Genomic DNA, 25,038 nt, shown 5'->3' with positions numbered 1-25,038 from the left:
TTCAAGTCCTGATTTTTTTAAAATTTAAACTGATTAAAAATGAAATTAGTACTAATAACCGCCATTACTGCTTTTGATTCTGAGGTCAAAGCAATACTTAAGAAATCAAAAGTGAACACTTTTACTTATAGAGAAGTTAAAGGCCATAAAGATTTAAACGAATCGGAAAAAACTGAAAACAACTGGTTTGCAGCTGAAACGGTAGAAACCGACTCTACCCTGTTCTATGCTTTTCTACCAAGCCAACAAATGGAAGTTGTTTTTGAAGAAATCGAACAACTAAACTCCAAGCAGGATATTGCTTCAAAAACTCACATAGCTGTATTAAACATCGAAAAAATAAATTAAATATAAAATGAGCATGACTGGGAATTGGTTTAAAACACCAATGAAGATATGCGGCTCGAGTCCCGATGATTATCGGGACGAACAGGCGAAGCAATTACACATTACCAATAAAAAAACAAATATTATTTACATATGAAAAATAGAATTATCAGAGCCGTTGCGGGGAGTTTTATCTTGTTGAGTTTACTTCTGGCTATTTATGTCAACAAAAATTTCCTTTGGTTTACCGCATTTGTAGGAGCTAATTTATTGCAATCATCAATCACCAAATGGTGTTTACTTGAAGATATCCTTAGCAAACTTGGCATCAAAGACTAATCCATTTTAGATTTATGTTTCCTAAGTTTTCAACGGAAATTAGCTCTCTTATTTTTTTAAATAGCTTTTTATTTGAAAAAAAATAAAAATTAAAAGCCTGAATACTTAAAAATTCAGGCTTTTATTGTTCATATAGTTAATTTAAAAATACATAATGATAAACTAAACCACTCTACACTGAAAGTTTAGAGGTCTAGTTCTATGATAAACTGGAAATCTGCAAGATTGGATTCCGAAAAATTTATGAAATTGCCACAGATTCACAGATAAAAATGATTTTGAAATCTGTGAATCCGTGGCAAATGAATATTTTTTAGAGGCAAAAAGCGAATACACTAAAGTGCATAGTTTTTAACTTTATTTGAGACCAATAAAAGAGAAAAATTTTTGAAGCCAATAATAATAGTTTTATGACACGGCATTCGCTTTTAAAAGTTTCTGACACGAATTACACTAATCTGCACGAATTAAGATTGCTGTTTAATTACACAAAATATTCGAAACTGTAAAAGTTGTAAAATTTGATTTCAATTTTGATAAGAATTAGTGTTAATTGGTGAAATTCGTGTCAGAAACTTTTAAAAGCGAATGCCTTGGTTTTATGATTAGGCCAATAGAATACAGCTCAAAAATGAATATTTTTGCATATTCAAAAAAATAAAAAAACCGATGATAAATATAAATACCGATCACTCATTTTCAATAAGAAACACTTTATTCTCTTTTGCCTTAGCCTCCGAAGCTGCCGATGTTTTTGAAGAGTGCAACACTATTATAACAGGAATAGGAAAAGTGAATGCCGCTTATGAACTAACAAAAATCATTCAAGATAAAAAACCCTCATTGATTGTGAACCTGGGGTCGGCTGGAAGTAACTTTTTTCAGAAAGGAGATATTGTCTGCTGCACCAAATTCATACAAAGAGATATGGATGTACGCGGTTTAGGTTTTCAGTTGTATGAAACTCCTCTATCTGGCTTACCTCCTATTTTAGAATATGGTTTAAAAATGGACGGTTTACAGGAAGGAATCTGCGGAACGGGCGATAGTTTTGAGATGGAACACTCCGAAGTGTTATATAATGTTGTGGATATGGAAGCCTATGCCTTGGCTATGATTGCCATGAAAGAACAAATTCCATTTTTGTGTCTGAAATACATCTCGGATGGCGCTGATGATAATGCTGCTGAGGACTGGAGTATTCAGGTTCATAAAGCAGCAATGGCTTATGGAAATCTTTTGGGAATAAATAAGTGCAGCTCTGATAAACTTTAAAAAATCAGAAAGCATTTTTAGAACCAATAAAAACCTCCAAAACTGAATGATTTTGGAGGTTTTATTTTTTTTGGCAAAAGGTAACAAAATGGTATTAGCCTCTTTTTCTTCTTCTAAAATACTTCACCCCTTCAAACCAGAGTACAGATAGTGAACCTATTGAAATACATGAAATTAATTGAAAAAATGTAATTGATTCAAAACTAAATAAAGAACGTAAATATGGTATAGCAAACAATAATGTGACCAAAAATACAGTAATGCCTACTATTATAGGAATCAAAACATTTTTGTATTGAAGTGTCACCAATAATGAATAATAAAAAGACCTATTCACCAGCGTAAGCACAACATTGGCTGTTATTAAAGTCAGAAAGACCATGCTCCTAGTACTATTTTCATCCCATTGATTATATAATGACCACTGATATATGAGTAATACTCCTAAAGTTATAGCAATCCCTTGTAAAACACTTATCGTAAGTTCTTTTATATTAAAAAAAGTCGAAGTCATCGGTCTTGGTCCTCTTTGCATCGTATCAGCTTCTGCAGGTTCGTTTTCATATATTATGGAGCAGGTTGGTCCCATAACAAGTTCGAGTAAAATTACATGAAGAGGACTGAATATATTAGGATAGATCCACCCTAAAGCAAGCGGAAGGAAAACAATCAGGATTATGGGAATGTGTATTGAAATGATATACTGAATAGCTTTTTTCAAATTGGTATAAATCTTTCTGCCCATTGCAACGGCATCCACCATTTTAGAAAGATCATCTTCCACAAGAATAAGAGAAGCTGCATCTTTGGCTATAGCCGTACCTTTTGTTCCCATTGCAATGCCTATGTGAGCCGATTTTAGCGAAGGACCGTCATTGACACCGTCTCCTGTCATGGCTACGATCTGTCCATTAGCTTTTAAGGCATTAACAATCCTTAATTTAGCTTCGGGAAACATTCTGCTAAATACATTAATATTCATTACTTTGCTTTGCAGTTCTGCATCGTTCAGCTTCATGAGTTCTTCTCCCGTAATCGCTTTATCGGAACCCAAAAAGTTAATTTCCTCCGCAATGGCATTTGTAGTACGCGCATTATCACCCGTAATAATCTTCACCCCTATTCCTGCTGTATAAAAAGACTGTAAGACCTCTTTAATATTGTCTTTTGGCGGGTCATAAAAAGCTACCAAACCTTTGAATATAAATGGTATTTCCTGCTGTGTTTCCGGAAAATTAGTACCCTGCAGATCCCCTTTGGCAACGCCAAGAACCCTGTAACCTTTGCTCATCAGTTTTTCCATAGCCAATGTTACCTTTTCTTTTTCTTCTTTTGAAAGATGACAAACTTCAAAAATAGCCTCGGGTGCACCTTTTGCAGCAATTATACGACTTCCATTAGCTTCTTGAAATACATGCGTCATCATTGGAGGAGTGCCAGATAAAGGATATTCATGAACCATTTTATAACTAATTCTTAAATCTGTATCGGTGAATTTTTTATAAGCATTATGGAGGGCAATTTCCATTGGATCAAAAGCTATCGGCTCGCTTGCCCACATAGCAATTGTAAGGAGTTCTTCTGTTTCTTTTGATTCACTGAAAGTATCTGCTGAAACCTCGGAACCTGATGGCACATAAAGTCTTGCCAATTCCATCTTATTCTGTGTGATCGTTCCGGTCTTATCGGTACAGATTACTGTTGCACTGCCTAATGTTTCGACCGTTTTCATTTGCTTGACAATAATTCCCAGCTTCATCAGTCTGCGGGATCCGAGAGCCATAAATGTTGTAAAAGCAACCGGAATCTCTTCCGGCAGTATACTCATCGCTAAAGTTAGTGCCAGCAAAAGGCTTCCAAGAATATTTCCAAGTTTAATATAGTTGATGCACCAAACCAAAATGAACATTAAAGCTCCGGCAAAAACCATTTTTTTTATAAAATTCCCAATCTGAAGTTCTAAAGGTGTTTTCTCCTCTGAAATGGCTTCCAGGCTACTTCCTATTTTCCCTAAATTGGTCTGATTGCCAATCTCAGTTACCTGAATGACAGCCAGTCCGCTGACAACGGTTGTTCCTGAAAAAACGGTATTATCATCCTTTTTCCTATCCTTGAAAACAGACATCGATTCACCGGTTAGTATCGATTCATTTACTGAAAAATCATTCGACCGTATGATAAAACCGTCAGCAGGAACCATACTGCCTTCTTCAATAACGACGAGATCTCCAACCACAATATCATGCGTTTTTATATCCTGCTGTTGTCCTTCACGAATGACTTTGCATAAAGGTTCTGTGAATTCCTGTAATTTTGCCAGCGCATTTTGGCTTCTTTTTTCCTGATAAAGTGATATGGCAACAATTAATAAAATTGAAACCGAAAGAAAAACAGCATCACTGTATTGACTGTTGATAAAATAAATGGCAGAGGCAATAAGCAATAAAACAACCATTGGTTCGGCAAATACAATTTTTAGAAAAGCCAAAAACCGGTTCTCTTTTTTGTAATCATTCTTATTGATTCCAAATTTTTTTCTATTTTCAACTACTTCGTCAAAACTTAGTCCTTTTAATTCCTGTTCAGTTGTATTCATCGAATATTTCAGATTTTTAATTTTATTTTTTTTAATAACTTTAAATCAAGCATTTATTTACTAATTATAAAGTTTTAAATCGACATGAATCATTCAAATTTTCATAAACAAATTCGTGTAAATTAGTGTAATTCGTGTTTTTTTCAGGTGCTGCCACACCTATTTCTTGTCAGAATAATTTTAAATCTTCATGCTGTAAATTTATTAAATATATGAAGTAACCTTTTTGTCCGATTTTAAAATTAATTAAATCTTAAGCTGAGAAAAAAAATAAGACCAGCTATAATTCGTTATTTCGTATATCTAAAACAATCATTATGAAACTGATAACAATGTTCCTTTTTTTAACATTTATTCCTACAATAAATTGGGAAACTGACTTTACTATTGCAAAAAAAACTGCAAAGGAAAAAAACGAACTGATACTATTAAATTTCTCCGGATCGGACTGGTGCGGACCTTGTATTGTACTGCACAGGGATTATATCCAAAGCGAGGTTTTTAAAGAAATGGCAGACAAAAATTTAGTACTTGTTAATGCTGATTTTCCGAGAAAAAAGAAAAACATAGGCACGCCCGAACAAGTTAAGCAAAATGAACAGCTAGCTGAATTATATAACAAAGAAGGAAACTTTCCTTTTACACTGCTGCTTGACGCGAACGGAAAAATAATTAAAACATGGCACGGAAAACCTCAAAACAGTCCTGAGGAATGGACTGCCGAGATAAAAGCAATCTGTGACAGCAGAAAATAATATGCATAAAGATCAAAAGTATTCTCAATCCCTGAAACTCATGGGTAACATATTTACCATCAACGTTGTAGCGGCTGATGAAAGGACTGCCAATGGACATATTGAGACTGCCATAGAAGAAATCAAAAGAATTGAAAAGCTTCTTACAACTTACAGCGATGACAGCCAGACCAATCTCATCAATGCAAATGCGGGCATTCAACCCGTAAAAGTTGACCAGGAAGTTTTTAATCTCATTGAAAGATCCATCGGCATATCCAAAATTACCCAGGGTGCTTTTGATATTTCGTACGGAAGCATTGATAAAAGTCTGTGGAATTTTGACAGATCAATGACCAAACTGCCGGACAGTGAAACTGCTTTAAAAATGGTACATCTCATTGATTACCGAAATATTATTTTGGATAAAGAAAATACAACCGTTTTTTTAAAAGAAAAAGGGATGCGGATTGGTTTTGGTGGAATTGGAAAAGGATATGCCGCCGAAATGGCAAAACAGATTCTTCTCAAACAAAATGTAAAAAGCGGAATTATTAATGCAAGTGGTGACCTCTGCGTTTGGGGACAACAGCCCGATAACAAAAAATGGACCATCGGTGTGGCCGATCCTGTTTCTCCCAATAAGCCTTTCTCCTATATGGAAATTTCCAATAGCGCAGTGGCTACATCAGGGAATTATGAAAAATATGTAACAATCAACGGCAAAAAATATTCACATACGATAGATCCAAAAACAGGACTTCCAATATCAGGCATAAAAAGTGTCACTATCATAGCGCCAAATGCTGAGTTTGCAGATGCAATGGCAACTCCAATAGCGGTGATGGGAATCAAAGCCGGCTTGTTTTTGATCGATCAGATACCCGATTTACACTGTATTATAATAGATGACAACAATAAAATTTACACCTCAAAAAATATCCGTTTAAAATGAAAAAGCCTAATCAGAAAAGACTCCTGCTTGCATGCGGTATCGTTTTATCGACAACGCTCTTTGCTTCCTGCAGTCCTGTGAAAGAATACCAGAAAGGAAAAATCAACGATTCTGAAATGGTACTTTCCAACAGAAAAATCGAAAAAACAGAACTCAGTTTTCAATCCTACCGAGAAGGAGCTTCCGGAGCAAATTCAGGAAAAAGCGGCGGAGGATGCGGCTGTAATTAATTTTTGATAATATAAAAAATGAAAAGAATATTCATATCAGGGTTTGCTTTATTGGCATTTTTCCAATTAAAAGCACAAAACGTTTCTAAGGATACAACAAATTATGAAAACCGAAAGTTAAAAGTCGAGGAAGTAAATTTAGTTTCCAGTTATTATACCCAAGATGGAGATAATTCAGCCGTTACGGGAGGAATTGGCTCGGAACATCTTACCGATATTGCCAATACCATAGACGTAAAACTTGTCAAGTACGGACAAACGGGAATCAGACACACTTTTGATATCGAAGCGGGAATTGATCATTATACTTCTGCATCTTCAGACATGATTGATTTAAGTGCTAATTCATCAGCTTCATCTTCTGACATTCGTTTCTATCCATCTTTAAGTTATCTTAGAGAAAATATAGATAAAGGGAGAAGTTTTGGCGCAGGTGTTTCGTCTTCAAGCGAATTTGATTACCAGTCTTTTGGTGCGAACCTTAGTTTTTCTCAAAAAACAAAAGATAGAAATGGTGAGTTTACGGCCAAATTCCAAACCTTTATCGACCAATTAAAACTAATTGCACCTATTGAACTCCGAACATACGGACATCAAGGTTATGACAATGCTAACCGAAATACTTTCGTAGGAACACTTAGTTATTCCCAGATTATAAATAAGGAACTCCAAATAATGCTTGTTGGAGACATTATCAGCCAGAATGGATATTTGAGTCTTCCATTCCATCGCGTTTACTTTGCAGACGGTTCCGTTCACCAGGAAAAAATGCCGGATACGAGGCTTAAAATTCCGCTAGGAATCAGGGCGAGTTATTTCTTGGGAGACAACATAATTTTAAGAGCTTATTACAGATATTATTCGGATGATTGGAGCATAAAGTCACATACAGTCGACCTTGAAATTCCTGTAAAATTAACACAGGCATTTTCACTGAGTCCTTTTTACAGGTATTATACCCAGAGCGGAACCAAATACTTTAAGCCCCATGGCGAGCATACCTCAGCAGATGAGTATTACACCAGTAATTATGATTTATCAAAATTTAACAGTGGCTTTTTTGGAATGGGCATTAAATTCACACCTCCCGAAGGTGTCTTTGGTGTCAAACATTTGAACACTTTAGAATTGCGATATGGACATTATACCAGAACCACCAACATGGTTTCCGACATTGTAAGCCTTAATATTAAATTTAGATAAAATTTTATTGCCAATTCGAGCGCAGTCGAAACAATTATAGCTTTCGACTGCACTCGATAACAAAGCTATTAAGTTTGGATAAAATTCAATCTCGCAAAGATGCGAAGTCGCAAAGTTGTTAACGTATTACTTTGCGACTTCGCTTCTTTGCGAGCCTTATTTAGAAAAAAGATAGCTAGAAAACCTTAGCTTAATAACATTTTATACTCAACTTTATAATCAAAAAAAAATAGACCGCTTGAGTCTATTTTTTTTGATTTATATCAATCCCTTGACGAGTATAAATCTAAACCTTAATCTTCTTCCTTTTCTTCCAATTGTTTTACGGCTCCGTTAACCATTGTATTGGCATTAGCTCTAATTTCAGTATGACGAATTTCCCCTCCTGAAGTTCCAACTTTTTGAACCAAAACTAATCCGATGGCAGAAATAACCACAATCAAAAAAGAAAGTAATTTTGCTTTGGCATGATTTTTAAAATTCAGATACAATCCAACAAGCGAAAATGCTCCCAAAACATACAGCAATACCGCTAATTTTTCGGCCAACTCTTCGTGTTCGTGAATAATCTGTTTCCCGACATTTGGCATATCTTCAACGAACTCCTCTGCTCCTTCTCCTGTACCCATACTGATTGCCCCAAAAATGGCCGCAACAATTAATAATACATAAGAGGTATTCATCAGGGTCTTGTTCTTTAAAACCAATCCTGCTATCAAAATTCCAAATCCAAAAATGGTTCCGATAATCGGAAAATGGTTTACTACCATGTGTAAATGTGCATCGTTCATGACTTTATTAAATTTAATGGTTATAAGACTTTTTTAATTTATTTCCTTTATATAAATGTGATAAAAATCAATTTGCTATATCAAACACACCTTTGGTCAAGATTTTAGATGTAGCGTTAATTTCATTATCCGGAATTATCTCGACGTATTTCTCTGATTTTTCACCTAGAGTAACTTTAGTTTTTTTGAAAGAATATTCCTTTTTTGAACTATCTAATAAAAGTACGAAATTTTTATTATTTTCTGTAATTAATGCTTCCGCAGGAATCGCCAAACCTTTCTTGGAATCCACAAATATTCCAGCCTCAACAAACATTCCTGTCAATAATTTTTGCTTAATGTTGTCTTCCAAATGTCCGTGAACATTTATTGTCCTGTCATTGCCTTCAATGGATTTCCCAACCAAATGAACTTCGGCATTAAATACTTCTTTTGTAGCTTCAGGTACCGTAAATTCAATTTTTTGACCTTCTTTTACTTTTAAAATATCTTTTTCAAAAACAGACAATTCCAGGTGCAAATGTTGTGTATCGACGATTTCCAATATTACATCGGAAGGAGAAATAGGCATACCAACATTAGCATTCATAATAACAATATCACCCGAAATTGGAGAATAAATAGTTATTGTCGAAGTTAATTTTCCTTTTTCAACTTGAGCAGGATTAATATTGAGCATCAGCAATTTTTCGCGCAAGCTTTGATACATTGCTTTTGTTTTACGATAATCACTTTCTGCTTTCAAATAATTTTTTTGTGAAGAAATTTTCTCATCATATAAAGTTTTTTGACGCTCATATTCCGATTTTAAATAATTAATTTGTTCAGCCACTTCGAGGTATTCCTTTTGAATATCCAAAAACTCCGTATTCTGCAGAGTCAATAAAGCTTGACCTTTGGTTACTTTATCTCCAACCAAGAGATGGGTTGACTTAACATAACCTCCAATAAACGAAGTAATTTGAGCTCGGTTTTGCGGTGGGACATCAATCTTTCCGGAACATTTGATAACTACATTAAAATCCTGTTCTGATGGTGAAGCAATTTCCATTCCTGAAGACTGAAACTGTTGCTTAGTCACAGTAATCAATCCATCATCTTTAGGCATAGCTTCGGTCTTTTTTGCTTCTTTACAAGAAAAAAACAATGATGTAAATAGTAGGGCGTATATGATTAATGGCGATTTCATGTATTTAAATTTAAAAATTAAGGTATTGTAAATCCAATTGGGTACTATTAAACTGCAGTACAGCATCGAGATGTTCTATCTGAATGGTGGCTGCGTTTTCTAAACTTTGAATGTATTGAAAAAAGTCAATTTCTCCTTGTTTATAGCTTTTATTGGCCACTTTTAAAATCTCTTCAGACAATTTTTTCCCGTATTTATTATAGTAATCCAAAGCTTCCTGATATTTCATTAATTCATTATTCTTTTGGGTCACATAGTTGTCAATTTTACGCTCTTCATTTTGCTTTCTTTGCTCCCAGCTTTGCAGTTCCAGTTTTGCCACCTTTGTTTTAGACACAGTCCCTGAAAATAAAACAGGAATAGCCAAACCTACTTGAAATCCATATAAAGACTGTGTCAAACCACTATTTTTTCCTTGAAAATAATCGACATTTATGTCAGGCAGCCAATTTTGTTTTTTTAGTTTCAACTGATTTTCATATACATTGGTCACACTATTCAGATAAGCGTTATAATACGATTTCACAGTGTCGTTTACAACTTTACCGAGAGGCTTAATCTGATTGTTTTTAACTGTAATTTTTTCATCAGCCTGAATCAAAGAATATAAGATTTCGTACTGTGCCCTTTTCTCGCTTTCAATTTGGGAAAGCTTAGACCTGATGTGCCTGAATTTGGATTCTGCCGTAATTTTTTCAAGATAATTGGTTTCACCTAATTCAAACTTTCTCCCGCTTGCATTCGAAAAATTTTGGTACAGACTATCCAAATATATATACAGTTTTTCCTGATTTTGCAGAAAAACAATCTGCTGATAGGTCTTTGAAACCTCCAATGAAAGTTTCATTTTTTGAATATCATAATTGGCTTTTTCTTTTTTGTATTCGGAATTATATACTTTTTTTTGAGCCCCATACACCGTTGGAAATTCGAACTTCTGCTGTACTCCAAATACTTTTAACGGAACATTGTTAATAGCCAAATTGTTTTGGTCATAACTATAATACACATTGGTTTTATCAAAAGAATAGGCCGTTTTTGTATTCTCTTTCATTCGCTGCACCTGAAGTTCGGCTGCTTTTATCCCTTTGTTGTTTCCTAAGGCTTTTGCCACCAGACTATCTAATTCCGAATTATTGTTTTGGGAGAATGCCAATGAAGTACTCAACAGCATTAGTATAATTAAATTCGATTTATTGTGTAATTTAAACTTTGGTTTTTTAACTTCTTTTTCATCCAAAAACTTATATAAAATCGGCAAAACAATCATCGTTAATATAGTTGCGGTGAAGAGTCCCCCGATAACCACCGTAGCCAATGGTTTTTGAACCTCGGCACCTGCAGATGAAGAAACAGCCATCGGCAGGAAACCCAAAGCCGCCGCCGCCGCGGTTAATAAAACCGGACGCAATCTGTCGGTTGTTCCTTTTAAAATCAATTCATCCAAATCTGTCATTCCTTTATGTTTGAGTTCTTTAAAATGTTCAATCAGCACGATACCGTTCAGCACCGCAATTCCAAATAGTGCAATAAACCCGACACCAGCCGAAATACTGAAAGGCAGATCACGAGCCCACAGGAACAATATTCCCCCAACTGCCGAAAGCGGAATGGCAGAATAAACCATCAATGCCTCTTTAATCGAGCCAAAGGCAAAATGCAGCAATATGAATATCAACACTAGAGCAATAGGCACTGCAATTGCCAAACGAGCTTTCGCACTATTCAGGTTTTCAAATTGTCCGCCGTATTTCACATAATATCCGGGAGGCAGTTTTATTTTGGTATTAACGATTTTCTGAATGTCGGTCACGACACTTTGCAAATCTCGGTTTCTAACGTTTACACCTACTACAATCCTTCTGTTGGTATTGTCTCTTGAAATCTTGGCAGGCCCTTCGGTATATTCAATCTTAGCCAATTCACTCAATGGAATTTGCTGTCCATTTGGAACAGAAACATATAAATTTCTCAAATCTTCAATATCATGGCGGTTTGCATCGTCTAAACGAACCACCATATCAAAACGTTTTTCTCCTTCAAAAACATTTCCAACCGTTTTCCCTGCAAAACTCAATGCTATCATGTCATTCAAATCTGAAATATTAAGCCCATATCTTGCAATTTTGGAACGGTCATATTGCACATACATCTGAGGCAGACCAGCTGTTTTTTCGATAATAACATCAGAAGCTCCTTCAACATTTTTTATAGCTTTCTCTATTTCATGTGCTTTTTGAGCCAAAATAGTAAGGTCTTCGCCAAAAACTTTAATAGCCACATCAGAACGTGTTCCCGATACCAATTCGTTGAATCTCATTTCAATTGGCTGCGTAAACTCGATTTCCATGTTTGGAATTTCTGCTGTAATGGCTGCTTTTATTTTGTCGGCCAGTTCATCTTTGCTCGAAGCCGAAACCCACTCCTCTTTTGGTTTCAGCTTTACAATAATATCGCTTTCTTCCATAGACATTGGATCTGTTGGAACTTCGGCAGCACCAATTCTGCTCACAACCTGAAGCACTTCGGGAAATTTCTTTAAAATTATTTTTTCAATTTTGGTAGTAGTGGCAATCGTTTTAGACAATGACGTTCCAGTTTTCAGCACAGGCTGAATCACAAAATCGCCTTCATCCAGCGTTGGTATAAATTCACCTCCCATTGTAGAAAACAATGCTACGGCAAAAACCAAAAGTGCTATTGATCCATAAAGGACTTTTTTTGTATTGTGTAATGCCCATGTAATTACCGGCAAATACCAACTATTTAATTTTTGAATTAACTTAGAGGATATCGAATTAGGATTTTCCTCTTTTGGTTTCAAAAACAAAGAAGAAACCACCGGAACATAAGTAAAACAAAAGATCATGGCTCCCAATAATGCAAAACTGAAAGTCATAGCCATTGGTTTGAACATCTTTCCTTCAATTCCGGTCAAAGAAAGAATCGGGATAAATACGATCAAAATGATAAGCTGTCCGAAAACAGCAGAATTCATCATTTTGGAAGCACTTTTATAGGTTATTTGATCAATTTCCAATTGACGATCTTCTTTGTTCAAACTAACCAAATCATTTGATTTATGGGCAATTTGAAAAGCTATAAACTCGACTATAATTACCGCTCCATCAATAATAATTCCAAAATCTATTGCTCCCAAGCTCATCAAGTTGGCATCAATTCCGAAAATATTCATAAACGAAATGGCAAAAAGCAAACACAATGGAATTACCGAAGCAACCACTAGTCCCGAACGCCAGTTGCCCAACAAAAGAACCACAACAAAAATTACGATAAGACAACCCAAAATTAAATTTTCGGCAACGGTGAAAGTAGTTTTCCCCACCAATTCACTGCGTTCGAGGAAACCATTGATATAAACACCTTTGGGCAATGTTTTTTGAATTTGAGCTATTCTTTCTTTTACAGCACTAATAACCTGTTTAGAATTGGCATCTTTTAGCATCATCACCTGACCGAGCACTTTTTCACCTTCACCATTACCGGTAATGGCTCCAAAGCGATTGGCATGACTAAAACGAACCTGAGCAACATTTTTAATATAAACAGGAATACCGTTAGTGTTGTTTACCACAATATTTTCAATGTCTTCAATTGAATTGACCTTTCCTTCACCGCGGATAAAATAGCTCTGATTTACTTTTTCAATGTAGGCTCCACCAGCAATACTGTTGTTTTTTTCCAACGCAGTAAAAACATCCCTCATGGTAACGTTCATAGCTTTCAAACGGGAAGGAACAATGGCTATTTCATATTGTTTTAAATAACCACCCCACGTATTAATCTCAACAACTCCTTTAATTCCTGAAAGCTGTCTTTTTACAACCCAATCTTGAAGTGTACGTAAATCGGTGACTGAATATTGCTTTTTATATTCGGGCTTTACCTCCAAAGTATATTGATAAATCTCTCCCAAACCTGTTGTAATCGGTCCCATCTCAGGCACACCGAAACCTTCCGGAATTTTTTCTGAAGCTGATTTTAATTTTTCGGCAATCAATTGTCGGGGAAGATATGTACCTATACCATCATTAAAGACAATCGTTACCACTGACAAACCAAATTTTGAAACCGAACGAATTTCTTCGACACCGGGTAAATTGGCCATTTCAATTTCAACCGGATAGGTGATGAACTGCTCAATATCTTGTGTAGAAAGATTTCTGGAAGTGGTGATTACCTGTACCTGGTTATTAGTCACATCAGGGACAGCCCCTATAGAAATTTGGAAAACAGAGAACAAACCAAATCCCAATACTGAAGCAGTAAAAAGCAAAACAACCGCTTTATTTTTTAAACTGAAAGCAATAATTTTTTCTAACATTTTTCTTCTTAATTTATTATACAAAATTGCATCTAAGAAATAAAGTTATGCTTAAGAACAAATTAAAAACCGCTTAATAATGTCTTAATAAAAGATCGCTTGGTACGTATGAAATCAATATAGAATTCATAAAACCTTTACTCTAAAAAAAATAAGAGCTCTAACTAAAAATAAAAAAAACGGTAGTTCCTTTGTTTAATTCGCTTTCGATTTTGAATTCAATATTTAACAATCGTGTTATTCGTTCTACAATCGAAAGCCCTAAACCGGAACCTTTTATTTCAGGATGTAACGTTGGATTTGACCTGAAAAATGGATTTACGATTTTGTCCAAATCACTTGCAGGAATTCCTATGCCGCTGTCTGATATGGAACAGATTGTTTTTGAGTCTTTTTTATCAATATTTATGACAATTTTCCCATTTTCATGAGAATATTTTATGGCATTTGAAATTACGTTGCTCACGATTGTAGAAACCAAATAATTATCGGAGGTAACAAAATAGTCTTTTGTAAAATCATGCAAAACCTCCATTTTTTTATCGTTTATTTTGCTTGAATACAATGAAAGTGCATCCAAAATTATGGCATTCAGGTAAATTTGTTCGATACGCAGACTTTGTTTTTGATTCTCAAACCGGGCCAATAAGAGCAGCTGATCCACCAAATTATTCAAACGGTTAACTTCTGAAATGCTGAAATTGATTTTTTCCTCATATTCAGTCTGGTTTCTTGGCTTCCGTATTAAAACTTCCAAGGTTCCTTTTAAAACCGTCAAAGGCGTTCTTAACTCATGAGAAGCATCAGAGGTGAATTGTTTTTCCCTTTCGACTGCATTTTCAATTCGATCTAACAAATCATTAATTGTTTTAGAAAGCACAAATAATTCATCCTTATTTTGAGGCAGAATGATTCTGTCTTTCAAATTGTCTTTGGTAATTCTGCTGGAAGTTTCGGTAATTAGGGTTACGGGTTTGATACTGCGCCCTGCAATCAATCTGGCAATAAAAAACAACAGTACTAAAATTAATGGAAAGGCTACAAAAAGAGTGTTTCTAAGATTGGTCAGTATCAATGACGCCTCATCCAAAGACATCGCTACAAAAAGATATCCTATTTTTTTATTTTTATCAAAAAGCGGAATCTGAATCTGCCTGATTGGTTTATTATTCAGATAAGTATCGACAAATTGATTGTCTTTTTCGGGTTTGTGCAGTTTAAGCTGAAATCCTTTGAGATTGGGAGATTTATCAATTAATTTATTGTCATTGTCCAGAAACTGTACAAAAACAGGATTTACATTGACTCTATTGTTATCGCTTTCTCTCCATTGATCCACTTGAATCAGATAGGCATTATTACTGTCAATTTTTATCTGCTCCAAATATTCACTGGATTCCTCTAGAATATCATCATTTATATGCTTGTTAATGCTGTATAAAGTAATTCCATAAATAGTGCAGAACACAACCGAAATCAATAGTGCTGTGCTGAGAATGTAATTAAAGGCAATTCGGTTTTTATAGGAGAATGAAAACATCAATTTAATTTATGTCGTTTGCAATATAACCAACCCCTCTAATGGTTTTTATAAGATCTTCGTCTTTAGTCAAATTAAGTTTTTTGCGGATGGCATTTATAAAAACATCAATTACGCCGGTATCGTATTCAAAATGTATATCCCAGACATCATTGATAATTTCATTTCGTGTGCATACTTTTCCCTTGTTTTTTATCAAATAAGCAAGCAGTTCGTATTCTCTTTGGGTAAGCGAAACTTCATCATCATTTACCAATACCTGATGTTTGGACAGTATTATTCTGATCCTGCCAAGAGAAAGCACATCATTTTGACTTTCATTTCTAAAATGAATCTTGATACGCTCCACCAATTCGTCAAAACTGAATGGCTTTTTAATATAATCATTGGCACCTGCCTTCAAACCTTCGATGGTTTCCTGAATAGTATCTTTGGCCGTTAGAAACAAAATAGGTGTTTTTGAATCTTCTTTTCGGATTTCTCTGCAAACATCAATCCCCAGCATTTGAGGCAAAATCCAATCCAGCAGAACGATATCTACTTTTTGCTTTCTTGTTATTTCAAGTCCTGACTTTCCATCGTGGGCAACCAAGACTTCGTAGCCTTCCTCTTCCAAACCCTGCTTTAGAAAATTGGCAATACCTATTTCATCTTCAACAATTAAAACTTTCATTTTTTACTATTTTTCAAACGAATGGATGAGCTTAATATATTCGGATGCCGATGCATTTTTGAAACCCGTAGTACCAATTATTTTTCCTTTTTTATCCAAAAGCAAAACCAATGGAAAGCTGCCATGCTTATTATATTTTTCGGCTAATTTATTATTGCTTTCTGCCCGTTCCGGAGAAAGCTGATTTATTTTTTTTCTAGGAAAATCAGCTCTGTAGATAACCCAGTTATTATCAGCTTCGGTTTGAAATTCCTGTGATTTCCAAACTATTTTTTCCAATCTCATACAAGGTCCGCACCAATCTGACCCAGAGAAAACCAACAAAATGTTTTTATTTTCTTTTTCCGCTTTCATTTTAGCATCTTCAAAATTAGCGCTCCAATTTTGGGAATATCCAAAAACTGTAGTTGATAAAAACAAGAAACAGATTAGGTGTTTTATAAGTCTCATTTGTACATTTTATAAAATTAACTTAAATAATTTTGTATGATTGTATGATTGAATCGGTCTTAAGCCAAATTTAAGAAATGAATTCCTTGTGGTATCGTGTTACTCAAAAGTCAGCCGTAGTTGATTTTTGTTAAACGACTCATAAACAGTCTTTTCTTTCCCTTGATTTTGAATATATTTCTGAATCTGGCGGTATATAGTTTTTTCGCTTATTTTATTAATTTAAGCATCAAATATAAAGATTAATTGCAAACAGCTGGATGTACATCATGTATTATGTTTATCATCTGCCCCCCTATCTTCTGTGGATTTAACATGCATATGAATAAATTTCTTAAATAGTGATTAGGTAAATTCTGTTTTCAAAATACACACATAAACCTATTAATCAATACTTAAAATATAATATTGATAACCAGAAACACGGCTATTTTAAACAGTTAACCGATAATCAGATCCGAGGAATACTTAGACTTTTCGGCAGTATTATTTTGAGATACTGCTTGAATAACTGCATGAATATCGATATCATTTTTAAAAATGACATTCAATAGCTCAATAATTTCTTCCGAAGTAATGTCATTAGAATATCCTGTAAATTCAATCAGCTTGTCTTTTCTCTGATGCATCTTAAAACCTGCTAAAGACAGTTGGGACAAACGGTTTGAAATATCGATGTTATTGATTTTTACATCTGATTTTGTAAAGAAAACTATTGGATTCCTGGCTTCCAGATCCATTAAAAACGGAACGCCGTTTTCTATTTTCAAACTGCAGAAATCACCTGTCCTGTAACGTATTAATGGCAGAAAAGGGTTGATACCTCCAGTAACAACTAATTCGCCTCTTTGTCCATAAGGGAGCTGTATGTCCTGATATTCATCAAAAATTTCAAGATATAAATCGGGACGGATAACTTTATGACCGGTTTCGGAAGCGTAGGCTATATTTCTGCACTCCGTCAGCGAATAAAGATCTATAACGGGGCAGTTAAAGTAATTTTCTAATTTGCTTTTTGTGCCTTCTGTCAGCTTCATGGCCGAAGATATCAGTGCTTTTGGAGTAAGCTGAGGCTTTAATTCTGCTAATGCTGTAAAAGCCAGCGGATCACCCGTAAGAATCTGGGGGTTGTATTTTTCAAGATATTTTTTGGCATCATCAGGCTGGTTCCAGTCGGATGGATTTAGATTTATTTTCAAGACCCCTGCTCCCTCCAGATAAGTTGATAAAGAGGCATATGTCAATGTTTTTTCCTGGGCACAGATCAAAGCAATTGCTGTAGTATCTTTGCCTTCATCTATAGAAATATTAAAATCACTTAATACAGATTCTATCTGTGGCAGCCAGGAAGCCTGAGAAACAGCATCAAAAAGAACATCCAGCTTTGGTCCGGTAGAGCCAGATGTATAATACACCAGCAGCTCGGCTAAATCAGCCTCATTGGAAACAAGTAAATGAGCATACTCTCTTATATCATCTCTGGAAATAGTCGGAAAAGAATCGAAGTCATTTCCTTTGTGTTTATTTTGATAAAAAGGAACAGTTTTAAGACACCATTGTAAATAATCAGTTAACCAATCAGGAGTTTGTCCTTCGTTCCAGAATATTTTTTTATCATAATACTTTTTTTTATAATCCTTAACCTTTGAAAGCTGTACGGCATTTAATCTGTCACCGCTTTTAAAATTAAACTTTGGAGCAAACTCATCTTGTTTAAGTGCATTTAAAAAACTTAAATCATTTAGCAGCGGAAAACGTTCCTCGTCTGTTAATGCTATCTGCGGATTACTACTCTCGTCCATAAGTATTGGCGGCTTCTCTTGCTGCTTTTTCAGCCATTTCTCTTTTAATATTCATTATTCTTTCATGTGCTTCATAGGACTGCTTTAAGACTTTATGTCTTTCGGCACTATTTAAAGAGGATAATTTATCTGCTGCTTCGTCATAATTTTCTCCATGAGGTATAATTTCAGAGCAATTCAGCAGTAATCTAACCATTTCTTCGGCACGTTCCTCATCATTTATCCACTCATTAAATTTTACATATTCAGAGGCATCGGATAGACTTGTAAACCAAAAATCATATAATTTATTCTCAATAGCGGGAATAGCTGCAAAATCCTGATGAAAAAGCAGCCAAACCGAAATATGAATTGCACGCCAATGATTATCTTCAATAAGTTTTAAATGAAAATCTGGCGGAATTTTATAATCATTTCTTAAAAAATCATTAGTTACCGTCTTATAGGTGTCACATATCAAAGCTATAGAATTTACGCCTTCTTTTAATAAAAAATTAGAAGGCAGTAAATAGATATCCGGACATTTTCTTAAATGCGTAACAAGTTCAAAAACATCATATTTAGACATAGGCATAATTTTGTTGTGAAAATTCAGATGCAAATTTTAAAAGTTCCTGTTCATTTGTAACATAGTATACATTCCAGCCCATATTTTTTAATCGGATCACTAACTCATGCTGATAATCCGGACGGGAGTGCAAAACCATTGTTCCGTGTCCTCCAGCATTTTTTAATGCAGTTTCGGCTAATTCCCAATGTGTTTGTTTTGTTTCTGTATCAGCGTTTAACATACTAAATATATCATTGTCCGTAACAATTACAATATGCGATTTTTTATTGGGTTTTTCTTCAAACGGTTTTCGTAACCGCTCAATTCCGTAAGCGTAACCTGTACCTAAATATGACGTTAAGGTGGTCAGTAAATCTGTTTCATCGGTAATAAAACCACCCGTTTCCAGATAACTTCCAGGCTCGCCGGAAAGACATCCCATGACAGCTGCCCCGGCACGCAAAGCAGATAATCCTATAATTGTAGCAGCCAGAACTGGCCATGAAAAATTGTGTTTCGGATTCATCATTGAACCTGAACAATCAATACCCAGATATATATTTAAAGGATTTTTTGAAATATTAGTGTCAGAATCTGAGCCATAAGTTCTCTTTTGAGTCGTTAATCCCGGAATAATCTGAGGTGATAAAATCGCTGACTGCAGCCAGTCTACTTCTTCGATAGAATCTCCAATATCCCAGATCTCTAATCCTTCGGGCAGATCCAGAGAAACATTTTCAGAAATTTCGGGCGGGAAATCAATCAGATGAGGCAAAGCGATTTCTTTATAATAAACATTAATCAAATGCTGTTCGTCTGCGCTTGGATTGACCTGTTTCATTAAATCAATATAATTTCCCGGCCCCATATAACCATTTCTTGGTCCCTGGCCGCCTGCAATATTTTTTTCTACCCCCAAACTATTAGTTTCATCCTCTTCGTTTGAGTCAATGGCTTCTTTCCGCATATCAATTACCTCATCATAACCTTCTAAATCAAATTCGGCCATACCTGAAATATTCATAGCTCCCTTTCCCGCATCTTCTGCATCTAATAGAATTAAAATCTTTTTACGGGCATCCTGAAAAACTTTATCTTCCATTAAATAAGGGTACAGCATCACTGCAAATCTGCCGCCACCGTGAATCCAGCTTTTTGAATAACTCCTGATTAAAGAAGCTAATAATGAAGCATCAGCATCTATCTTTTTGCTGTGAAATGATAAATTTATTGCCAATTCTCCACGATTCAAACGCCATAAATATTCATAAGTACGCATCATCAAAGTCCACAATTCAGAGAAACTATCCATTGAATTGATCGCTTTAAAAACTTCTGACATCCTTAATTTATTGGTGCGCTGCAATTTATCATTGATTAAAAAATCGGTATATAAATTAGAAACCATAGGTGCCCGATCCTCAATACCCGGCAGGGCAAAACGAATCCGATTCAGTAAAACAGCATTGTCGTATAAATTTGCAGGCGCAAAAATATGATGGCCAATTTCGTGTGCCAGTACTTCGAGAGCATAATCTGTAATACCGCGTTCTGTAATTTCTTCTAAATTAATCACAATACGGTGATCTGTTAACCGGATCATTGCAAAACTGCCCGTAAGTCCCTCTTCTGCTGCTTCCTGATGTGACAAGCACCAAATTGGTTCCTGCAGACGCAGGAAAGGATTCCACACCAGTTTTGCCTGCTGCCAATGTGATTTCCACAAGGCTGCTATTTTTTCTATTTCAGATTGATTATGCATCTGCAAGGCTGAATAAATATAAAAAATAAGAATTATGAAGGGTAAAAACTAAAGTGTTTTTAGTTACCACAACAGATGAAAGAGCATTTCCGTCGATTTTTTCATTCTCTTTTCCCAGCCATTTTTTCAATGTTTCCAGCCTTTTAGAATTGGATAAAATATAAGATGCATCAACGGAATTGGCCGGAAGTAAAACTTTTCCAAACTGATCTGCAAAAAGCACATAATTACTTTTTGAATCTGTTACAAATATGTTTCCTTCTATCTCTGCCAGCTTTGGAGGATGCTCAAAAAAACCGGCAGCACCTTTAAAACCTCCCTGCACGCCTTCAAATTTTGTATTGTTATTTGTCCATGGGTTTTCAAAAATCTCTACTGTATTTCCAGAATAATTTATAGTATTGGCAACTGCTTCTTGAAGATTTTCAGAAAGTGAATGATAATCTTTCTTTAAACGGGTTCTAAGATGTGCCAAACCGCATTTCCATGCATAAATGCGTCCAGTAATTTTAAAATCTTCAATGGTTTTTATATCGGCAGTACTTGTTTCTATAAGTTTACACCACTCCCTGATTTTTTCCGGTGCATACAAATGGAAATTTGAAAGTACATCATTGAGTAACGAAATGGTTTTTACTGGAAATTTCACCAGCAGGTTAGGCATTTTGACCATTAACAGCCAAGCTTTCTTATATTCATCTTTATAACGGACTGCCTGTCCGCTTCCAATTAATTTAAGCGATTCCTGATACAATGCTTTTACTATTTCATGGATTTTTTCCGGAGCTACATTTTGCTCCACAGCCGATTTCACAATGGGCTCAACAACTTCTATCATCCAGACAGCAATGACATGAGACGGCAGACTGCCATACTTCATCTCGCTTTCATTGTACCATTGATTATAAAGTGCACTTTTATCTTTTAGTTCAGTAATAAGTTCCGGAAGGCTTATTTTTTCCATTGCAGCCATCTTTTATAATTGGTATAGCGCTGATGCAGATACTTTAATTTTAAAATATCATCGGCTCTGTATCCGTACAGTTTTTTCTCTTCAGACCATTTTTGCAGCTGCTTTTCTATATCCAAAAGTCTATTGTCAATTTCTCTTGAAGATATATTTTCCAGTCCTTTTTTAAATTCTGTTTCAAATTTATCAACTGGATCATTTCGGTCTAAATCCTGACTGGCATATTCATCGCAGGATAAATCGAATAACTTTCTAAGCCACACAATTCTGTCCACTCTGTAAACTTCATTGCCCATTTGATCAAAAAACGGTGATTCTAAATGAGGAGTTAAACTGTCATGCAGCACGAATGGCAAAACCTGTCTGATATCTTCTAATTCTACTTTTTTATTGCCTCTGAAATAAGCCATTGCTTTGGAAAACATTAGCAGAGTCATGATTTTTCTAACCGACAGACCGTTTTTCGCCTGTGAACCTAAATCTTTAATCGGATCTTTTCCTGTTTCTTTTCTAAAAAGGGAACGCATGTCCATTCCCGACAATTTTGCTGTATCTTTAGTCATGTATTCCAGCCTGTTCGATGCAGGTTCAAAAAACTCAAACTGACGGCAGAAAAACTCAATACGTTTGCGCAGCTCAGGATCTATTTTTACACCTCTAATCTGTTTATTTACAGTGGTCAGCTCTTCTTCGGTAAAAATAATTTCTTCTGGAATTATCGCTTCCGGTTTAAAGTTGAGTTCAATCCGCTGTAATAAATCTTCAATAAACCGCGTGTTAAAATGCATCGCTCTGATTACGATATCAATCCTGTCCTTTAAGGCTTCGATAACCTGATAGGTTCCTCCTCCGGCATCATCATTGGCAGTCAGGTACCATGCTCCCTCCGGACATTCATAAATCTGATCAAAAATCTCTGCATAATTATCTGCCAGAACGGTTAATAATGCCGACTGCGTTCTGGTGGGAATCCTATTGTATTCATCAATAATTTTCACGCGCATTCCTAACCATTTTCGCCAGGCAATTCTAATATCTGAAGTTTTTTCGGCCTTTACCATATCTGAAGGCAATGGATGTCCTAATAAATCTGAAATCGTCATTTGAGGCTGGCCGTGCTGGATAGCCCGCATTACATCCTTATTATCGTATCCCGCTAACAGACCCATCAGCACAGAAGTTGCGGTTTTCCCCCTGCCCGGCCCCCCAACAATAAGGCATTTTCCTCTTGCTGCTAAATTTAACAACGGCATTAACACAAAGCTGGAATAACTTTGGTCAGTAGGTAAATAAACAGGCACTTTACTGTCTCCAAACAAAAACTTTTTGGGATCCCCATCATTGAATTCTATATCATAATAAGGACTGATAACAGCAGTATTGGTAATCCAAAAATAGGCTTGGCGCAGTTTTTCATCCAGGGAAATGGAATTGTCTGATTCATCTTGCGGTGTATCGCTGGAATAAAGATCTTCTATCTGAAATTTATGGCTGCTTTTGATGTCCTGCGGATTTGTAGGCGATTCTGGGACTTTCTTAAAAAATCCCATCGTTTTATTTAATAGATCTGACATTAGTATGTTTTGGTTCTAAGTTAGTTAAATTTATTGTTTTCCGGGGCAGTCAATACATTTGATACTTGTTCAATTCTTTCATCAACGGTGCCTTTCAATAGGTAATATTTAAGATTTCTTGCATTTAAATCTTCGATTATTGTCTGCTGAAATTCTTTTCTTTTTACATCTCCGGATCTGTCCCAAGTATCATCATAAGGAATGTCTGTATCACATACAAAAATAATATCATGTCTATTTTCAGCTGTTTTGGCTAAATTTTCTAACGCTTCGAGAGCCTTTCCATGGTAATCCAGCGAAAACAGGTAAGTTGTAATCGCATTGGTGTCAGAGAACAAAAAACGATTGGATTCTAAAATTAGAGCATCTTCTTTTTCAATATGGATTTCGGCAATTTTCAAAAGATCTTCTAAAGTTAATCTCTTGTTTACCTGATGATTTTCCCAATACTCTCTTCCATATTCAGGCATCCATTGAGTATCAAAATGAACTGCTAATTTTTCTGCCAAAGTCGTTTTGCCGGTTGACGGAGCGCCAAGTAATACGACTTTCGTAATCAAATCTTTATAAACCACAGGATGAATAAATTTTTTATTTTTAAATGCATCTTCTCTAATTTTTGTTGCCGATATCGGAATGCTGTTCCGACTAATATCAACCTGACGATTTACTGCATTAAGGGCAACGCTCATATGCACACCATAAGGCTCACTCGAGTAAAAATGAGTAATACTGCGGTTTCCTAAAACTTCTGATACATAATCTTCCTGAATTTTCATTATTTCAGGCGTGTAACCAGAATCATTTGGAGAATTTACGCCTTCAATGACTTCAATTTGAGGATATATTTCACGTATCCAGCCAGCCCTGATGGATAAAGGAATGTTTATTATGGGATCATCATAAATTAATACTATCAATTCATTAACCTCCTTAATAGCAGTTTCTATCATTAGCTGATGCCCTTTATGAAAAGGAGCAAATTTCCCCAATGTCAATCCAACTTTATGTCTGTCTTTCATATATAAATTCTTCATTATATGCTTTTCTCCATTCCAAGTAACCAATTACAGCCATAATCAAAAAGAGCAGATACAAAACTGCTGTAAAATATAAGTCTTTATAAAAATATACCCCAATGGCAACCACATCGACTACTATCCAAAACAGCCAGGAATGTAATATCTTTTTTATCATCAGATATTGAGCAGCCAGACTTGCGACTGTTATAAAAGCATCCTCATATGGATAGGAAGCATCCGTTTTTGTCTGCATTGTGTATCCTAAAAAAAAGGCTGCCGTAACTGTTAAACTAATCCAAAAAGTTACATTTGTCAGTAATGTTACCCGTAATGTACTTTCATTGGAACCGCCATACTTCCAATTATACCAGCCATATATTTGAAGAAATATATAAATAATATGCAAAATCATATCCGAATATAATTTTGAGGTGTAAAAAATAAAGCAGTACAGTGTCACCTGAATTAAACCAAAATACCAACACAAGATATTTTGTCTGATAGTAAAATAAACGGCCAAAAAACCAAAAATTGTGCCTAATATTTCCAAAGCTGTATCCATAAATTAGGAGTATAATGATATATAATAATGAAATATTTTTTTAATTGATTACAAATCACATTTAAATTAATTAGCACTATTTTGCTGACGAACTTACTTATTTAAATTAGTAATTCCAATGAATGTTAAACAAAAATAGAGAAAAAATT

The 25,038-nt window shown here is 35.2% G+C and carries 21 protein-coding genes; 7 read left to right on the top strand and 14 right to left on the bottom strand.

From position 1 onward, the window contains the following. Window positions 1-39 precede the first annotated feature (39 nt). The 3 genes from OZP07_RS07995 (at window position 40) to OZP07_RS07985 (ending at window position 1,941) form a co-directional block, all read left to right on the top strand. The gene (locus OZP07_RS07995; protein ID WP_281637907.1) at window positions 40-348 is read left to right on the top strand and encodes a hypothetical protein; all 309 of its coding nucleotides are present in this window, start codon (window positions 40-42) and stop codon (window positions 346-348) included. A gap of 132 nt (window positions 349-480) precedes the next feature. Then, entirely contained in the window at window positions 481-666 is a 186-nt protein-coding gene (locus OZP07_RS07990; protein WP_281637906.1) for a YgaP family membrane protein, read from the top strand. A gap of 669 nt (window positions 667-1,335) precedes the next feature. Beyond that, window positions 1,336-1,941 (top strand): 5'-methylthioadenosine/S-adenosylhomocysteine nucleosidase family protein, encoded by a 606-nt coding sequence (locus OZP07_RS07985; RefSeq protein WP_281637905.1) that lies wholly within the window; start codon window positions 1,336-1,338, stop codon window positions 1,939-1,941. Between the two features lie 94 nt (window positions 1,942-2,035). Here the strand turns inward: OZP07_RS07985 and OZP07_RS07980 are convergent, their stop codons facing one another. After that, complete coding sequence (locus OZP07_RS07980; protein WP_281637904.1) at window positions 2,036-4,537, bottom strand: cation-translocating P-type ATPase; 2,502 nt, start codon at window positions 4,535-4,537, stop codon at window positions 2,036-2,038. 317 nt (window positions 4,538-4,854) lie between these two features. Here OZP07_RS07980 and OZP07_RS07975 point away from each other — a divergent pair, with 317 nt between their 5' ends. From OZP07_RS07975 to OZP07_RS07960, 4 genes are read left to right on the top strand one after another with little or no spacing between them, the layout of a single operon-like run. After that, window positions 4,855-5,292 (top strand): thioredoxin family protein, encoded by a 438-nt coding sequence (locus tag OZP07_RS07975; RefSeq protein WP_281637903.1) that lies wholly within the window; start codon window positions 4,855-4,857, stop codon window positions 5,290-5,292. A 40-nt stretch (window positions 5,293-5,332) separates the two neighbouring features. Next, a complete protein-coding gene (locus OZP07_RS07970) occupies window positions 5,333-6,226 on the top strand; it encodes an FAD:protein FMN transferase (protein WP_281637902.1) in 894 nt (297 codons plus the stop codon). Beyond that, window positions 6,223-6,456: a DUF4266 domain-containing protein gene (locus tag OZP07_RS07965; RefSeq protein WP_194643600.1), complete on the top strand. Its 234-nt coding sequence runs from the start codon at window positions 6,223-6,225 to the stop codon at window positions 6,454-6,456. The genes OZP07_RS07970 and OZP07_RS07965 overlap by 4 nt, the downstream gene beginning before the upstream one ends. Window positions 6,457-6,474: 18 nt before the next feature. Next, a complete protein-coding gene (locus tag OZP07_RS07960) occupies window positions 6,475-7,659 on the top strand; it encodes a DUF3570 domain-containing protein (RefSeq protein ID WP_281637901.1) in 1,185 nt (394 codons plus the stop codon). Between the two features lie 293 nt (window positions 7,660-7,952). Here OZP07_RS07960 and OZP07_RS07955 read toward each other — a convergent pair whose 3' ends face one another. The 13 genes from OZP07_RS07955 to pnuC form a co-directional block, all read right to left on the bottom strand. Then, window positions 7,953-8,450 carry a DUF2231 domain-containing protein gene (locus OZP07_RS07955; protein WP_281637900.1) on the bottom strand — a complete coding sequence of 166 codons (498 nt, stop codon included), beginning with the start codon at window positions 8,448-8,450 and terminating at the stop codon, window positions 7,953-7,955. A gap of 67 nt (window positions 8,451-8,517) precedes the next feature. Then, entirely contained in the window at window positions 8,518-9,639 is a 1,122-nt protein-coding gene (locus tag OZP07_RS07950) for an efflux RND transporter periplasmic adaptor subunit (protein ID WP_281637899.1), read from the bottom strand. Between the two features lie 10 nt (window positions 9,640-9,649). After that, window positions 9,650-13,984: a CusA/CzcA family heavy metal efflux RND transporter gene (locus tag OZP07_RS07945; RefSeq protein ID WP_281637898.1), complete on the bottom strand. Its 4,335-nt coding sequence runs from the start codon at window positions 13,982-13,984 to the stop codon at window positions 9,650-9,652. A gap of 160 nt (window positions 13,985-14,144) precedes the next feature. Continuing rightward, window positions 14,145-15,524: a sensor histidine kinase gene (locus OZP07_RS07940; protein ID WP_281637897.1), complete on the bottom strand. Its 1,380-nt coding sequence runs from the start codon at window positions 15,522-15,524 to the stop codon at window positions 14,145-14,147. A gap of 4 nt (window positions 15,525-15,528) precedes the next feature. Next, complete coding sequence (locus OZP07_RS07935) at window positions 15,529-16,197, bottom strand: response regulator transcription factor (protein ID WP_281637896.1); 669 nt, start codon at window positions 16,195-16,197, stop codon at window positions 15,529-15,531. A gap of 6 nt (window positions 16,198-16,203) precedes the next feature. Continuing rightward, window positions 16,204-16,647: a thioredoxin family protein gene (locus OZP07_RS07930; protein WP_194643613.1), complete on the bottom strand. Its 444-nt coding sequence runs from the start codon at window positions 16,645-16,647 to the stop codon at window positions 16,204-16,206. A gap of 440 nt (window positions 16,648-17,087) precedes the next feature. Then, window positions 17,088-18,449, bottom strand: coding sequence for an AMP-binding protein (locus OZP07_RS07925; RefSeq protein WP_281637895.1), 1,362 nt, complete (start codon window positions 18,447-18,449; stop codon window positions 17,088-17,090). Further along, the gene (locus OZP07_RS07920) at window positions 18,436-19,017 is read right to left on the bottom strand and encodes a hypothetical protein (RefSeq protein WP_194643617.1); all 582 of its coding nucleotides are present in this window, start codon (window positions 19,015-19,017) and stop codon (window positions 18,436-18,438) included. The genes OZP07_RS07925 and OZP07_RS07920 overlap by 14 nt, the downstream gene beginning before the upstream one ends. Then, a complete protein-coding gene (locus tag OZP07_RS07915) occupies window positions 19,010-20,761 on the bottom strand; it encodes a hypothetical protein (RefSeq protein ID WP_281637894.1) in 1,752 nt (583 codons plus the stop codon). The genes OZP07_RS07920 and OZP07_RS07915 overlap by 8 nt, the downstream gene beginning before the upstream one ends. Next, the gene (locus tag OZP07_RS07910) at window positions 20,754-21,725 is read right to left on the bottom strand and encodes a hypothetical protein (protein WP_281637893.1); all 972 of its coding nucleotides are present in this window, start codon (window positions 21,723-21,725) and stop codon (window positions 20,754-20,756) included. Before OZP07_RS07910 ends, OZP07_RS07915 begins: the two co-directional genes overlap by 8 nt. Continuing rightward, a complete protein-coding gene (locus tag OZP07_RS07905) occupies window positions 21,713-23,305 on the bottom strand; it encodes an AAA family ATPase (RefSeq protein ID WP_228520958.1) in 1,593 nt (530 codons plus the stop codon). The genes OZP07_RS07910 and OZP07_RS07905 overlap by 13 nt, the downstream gene beginning before the upstream one ends. Before the next feature lie 20 nt (window positions 23,306-23,325). Continuing rightward, window positions 23,326-24,342, bottom strand: a complete 1,017-nt coding sequence (locus OZP07_RS07900) for an AAA family ATPase (protein WP_281637892.1) — start codon at window positions 24,340-24,342, stop codon at window positions 23,326-23,328. After that, a complete protein-coding gene (gene pnuC, locus OZP07_RS07895; RefSeq protein WP_194643622.1) occupies window positions 24,311-24,889 on the bottom strand; it encodes a nicotinamide riboside transporter PnuC in 579 nt (192 codons plus the stop codon). Before pnuC ends, OZP07_RS07900 begins: the two co-directional genes overlap by 32 nt. Window positions 24,890-25,038 lie beyond the last annotated feature (149 nt).

The sequence above is a fragment of the Flavobacterium marginilacus genome (genome assembly GCF_026870155.1).
GTDB classification, from domain to species: domain Bacteria; phylum Bacteroidota; class Bacteroidia; order Flavobacteriales; family Flavobacteriaceae; genus Flavobacterium; species Flavobacterium marginilacus.
Note: the sequence above shows the minus strand (reverse complement) of the source record. Positions and strands in the feature narration are given on the sequence as shown.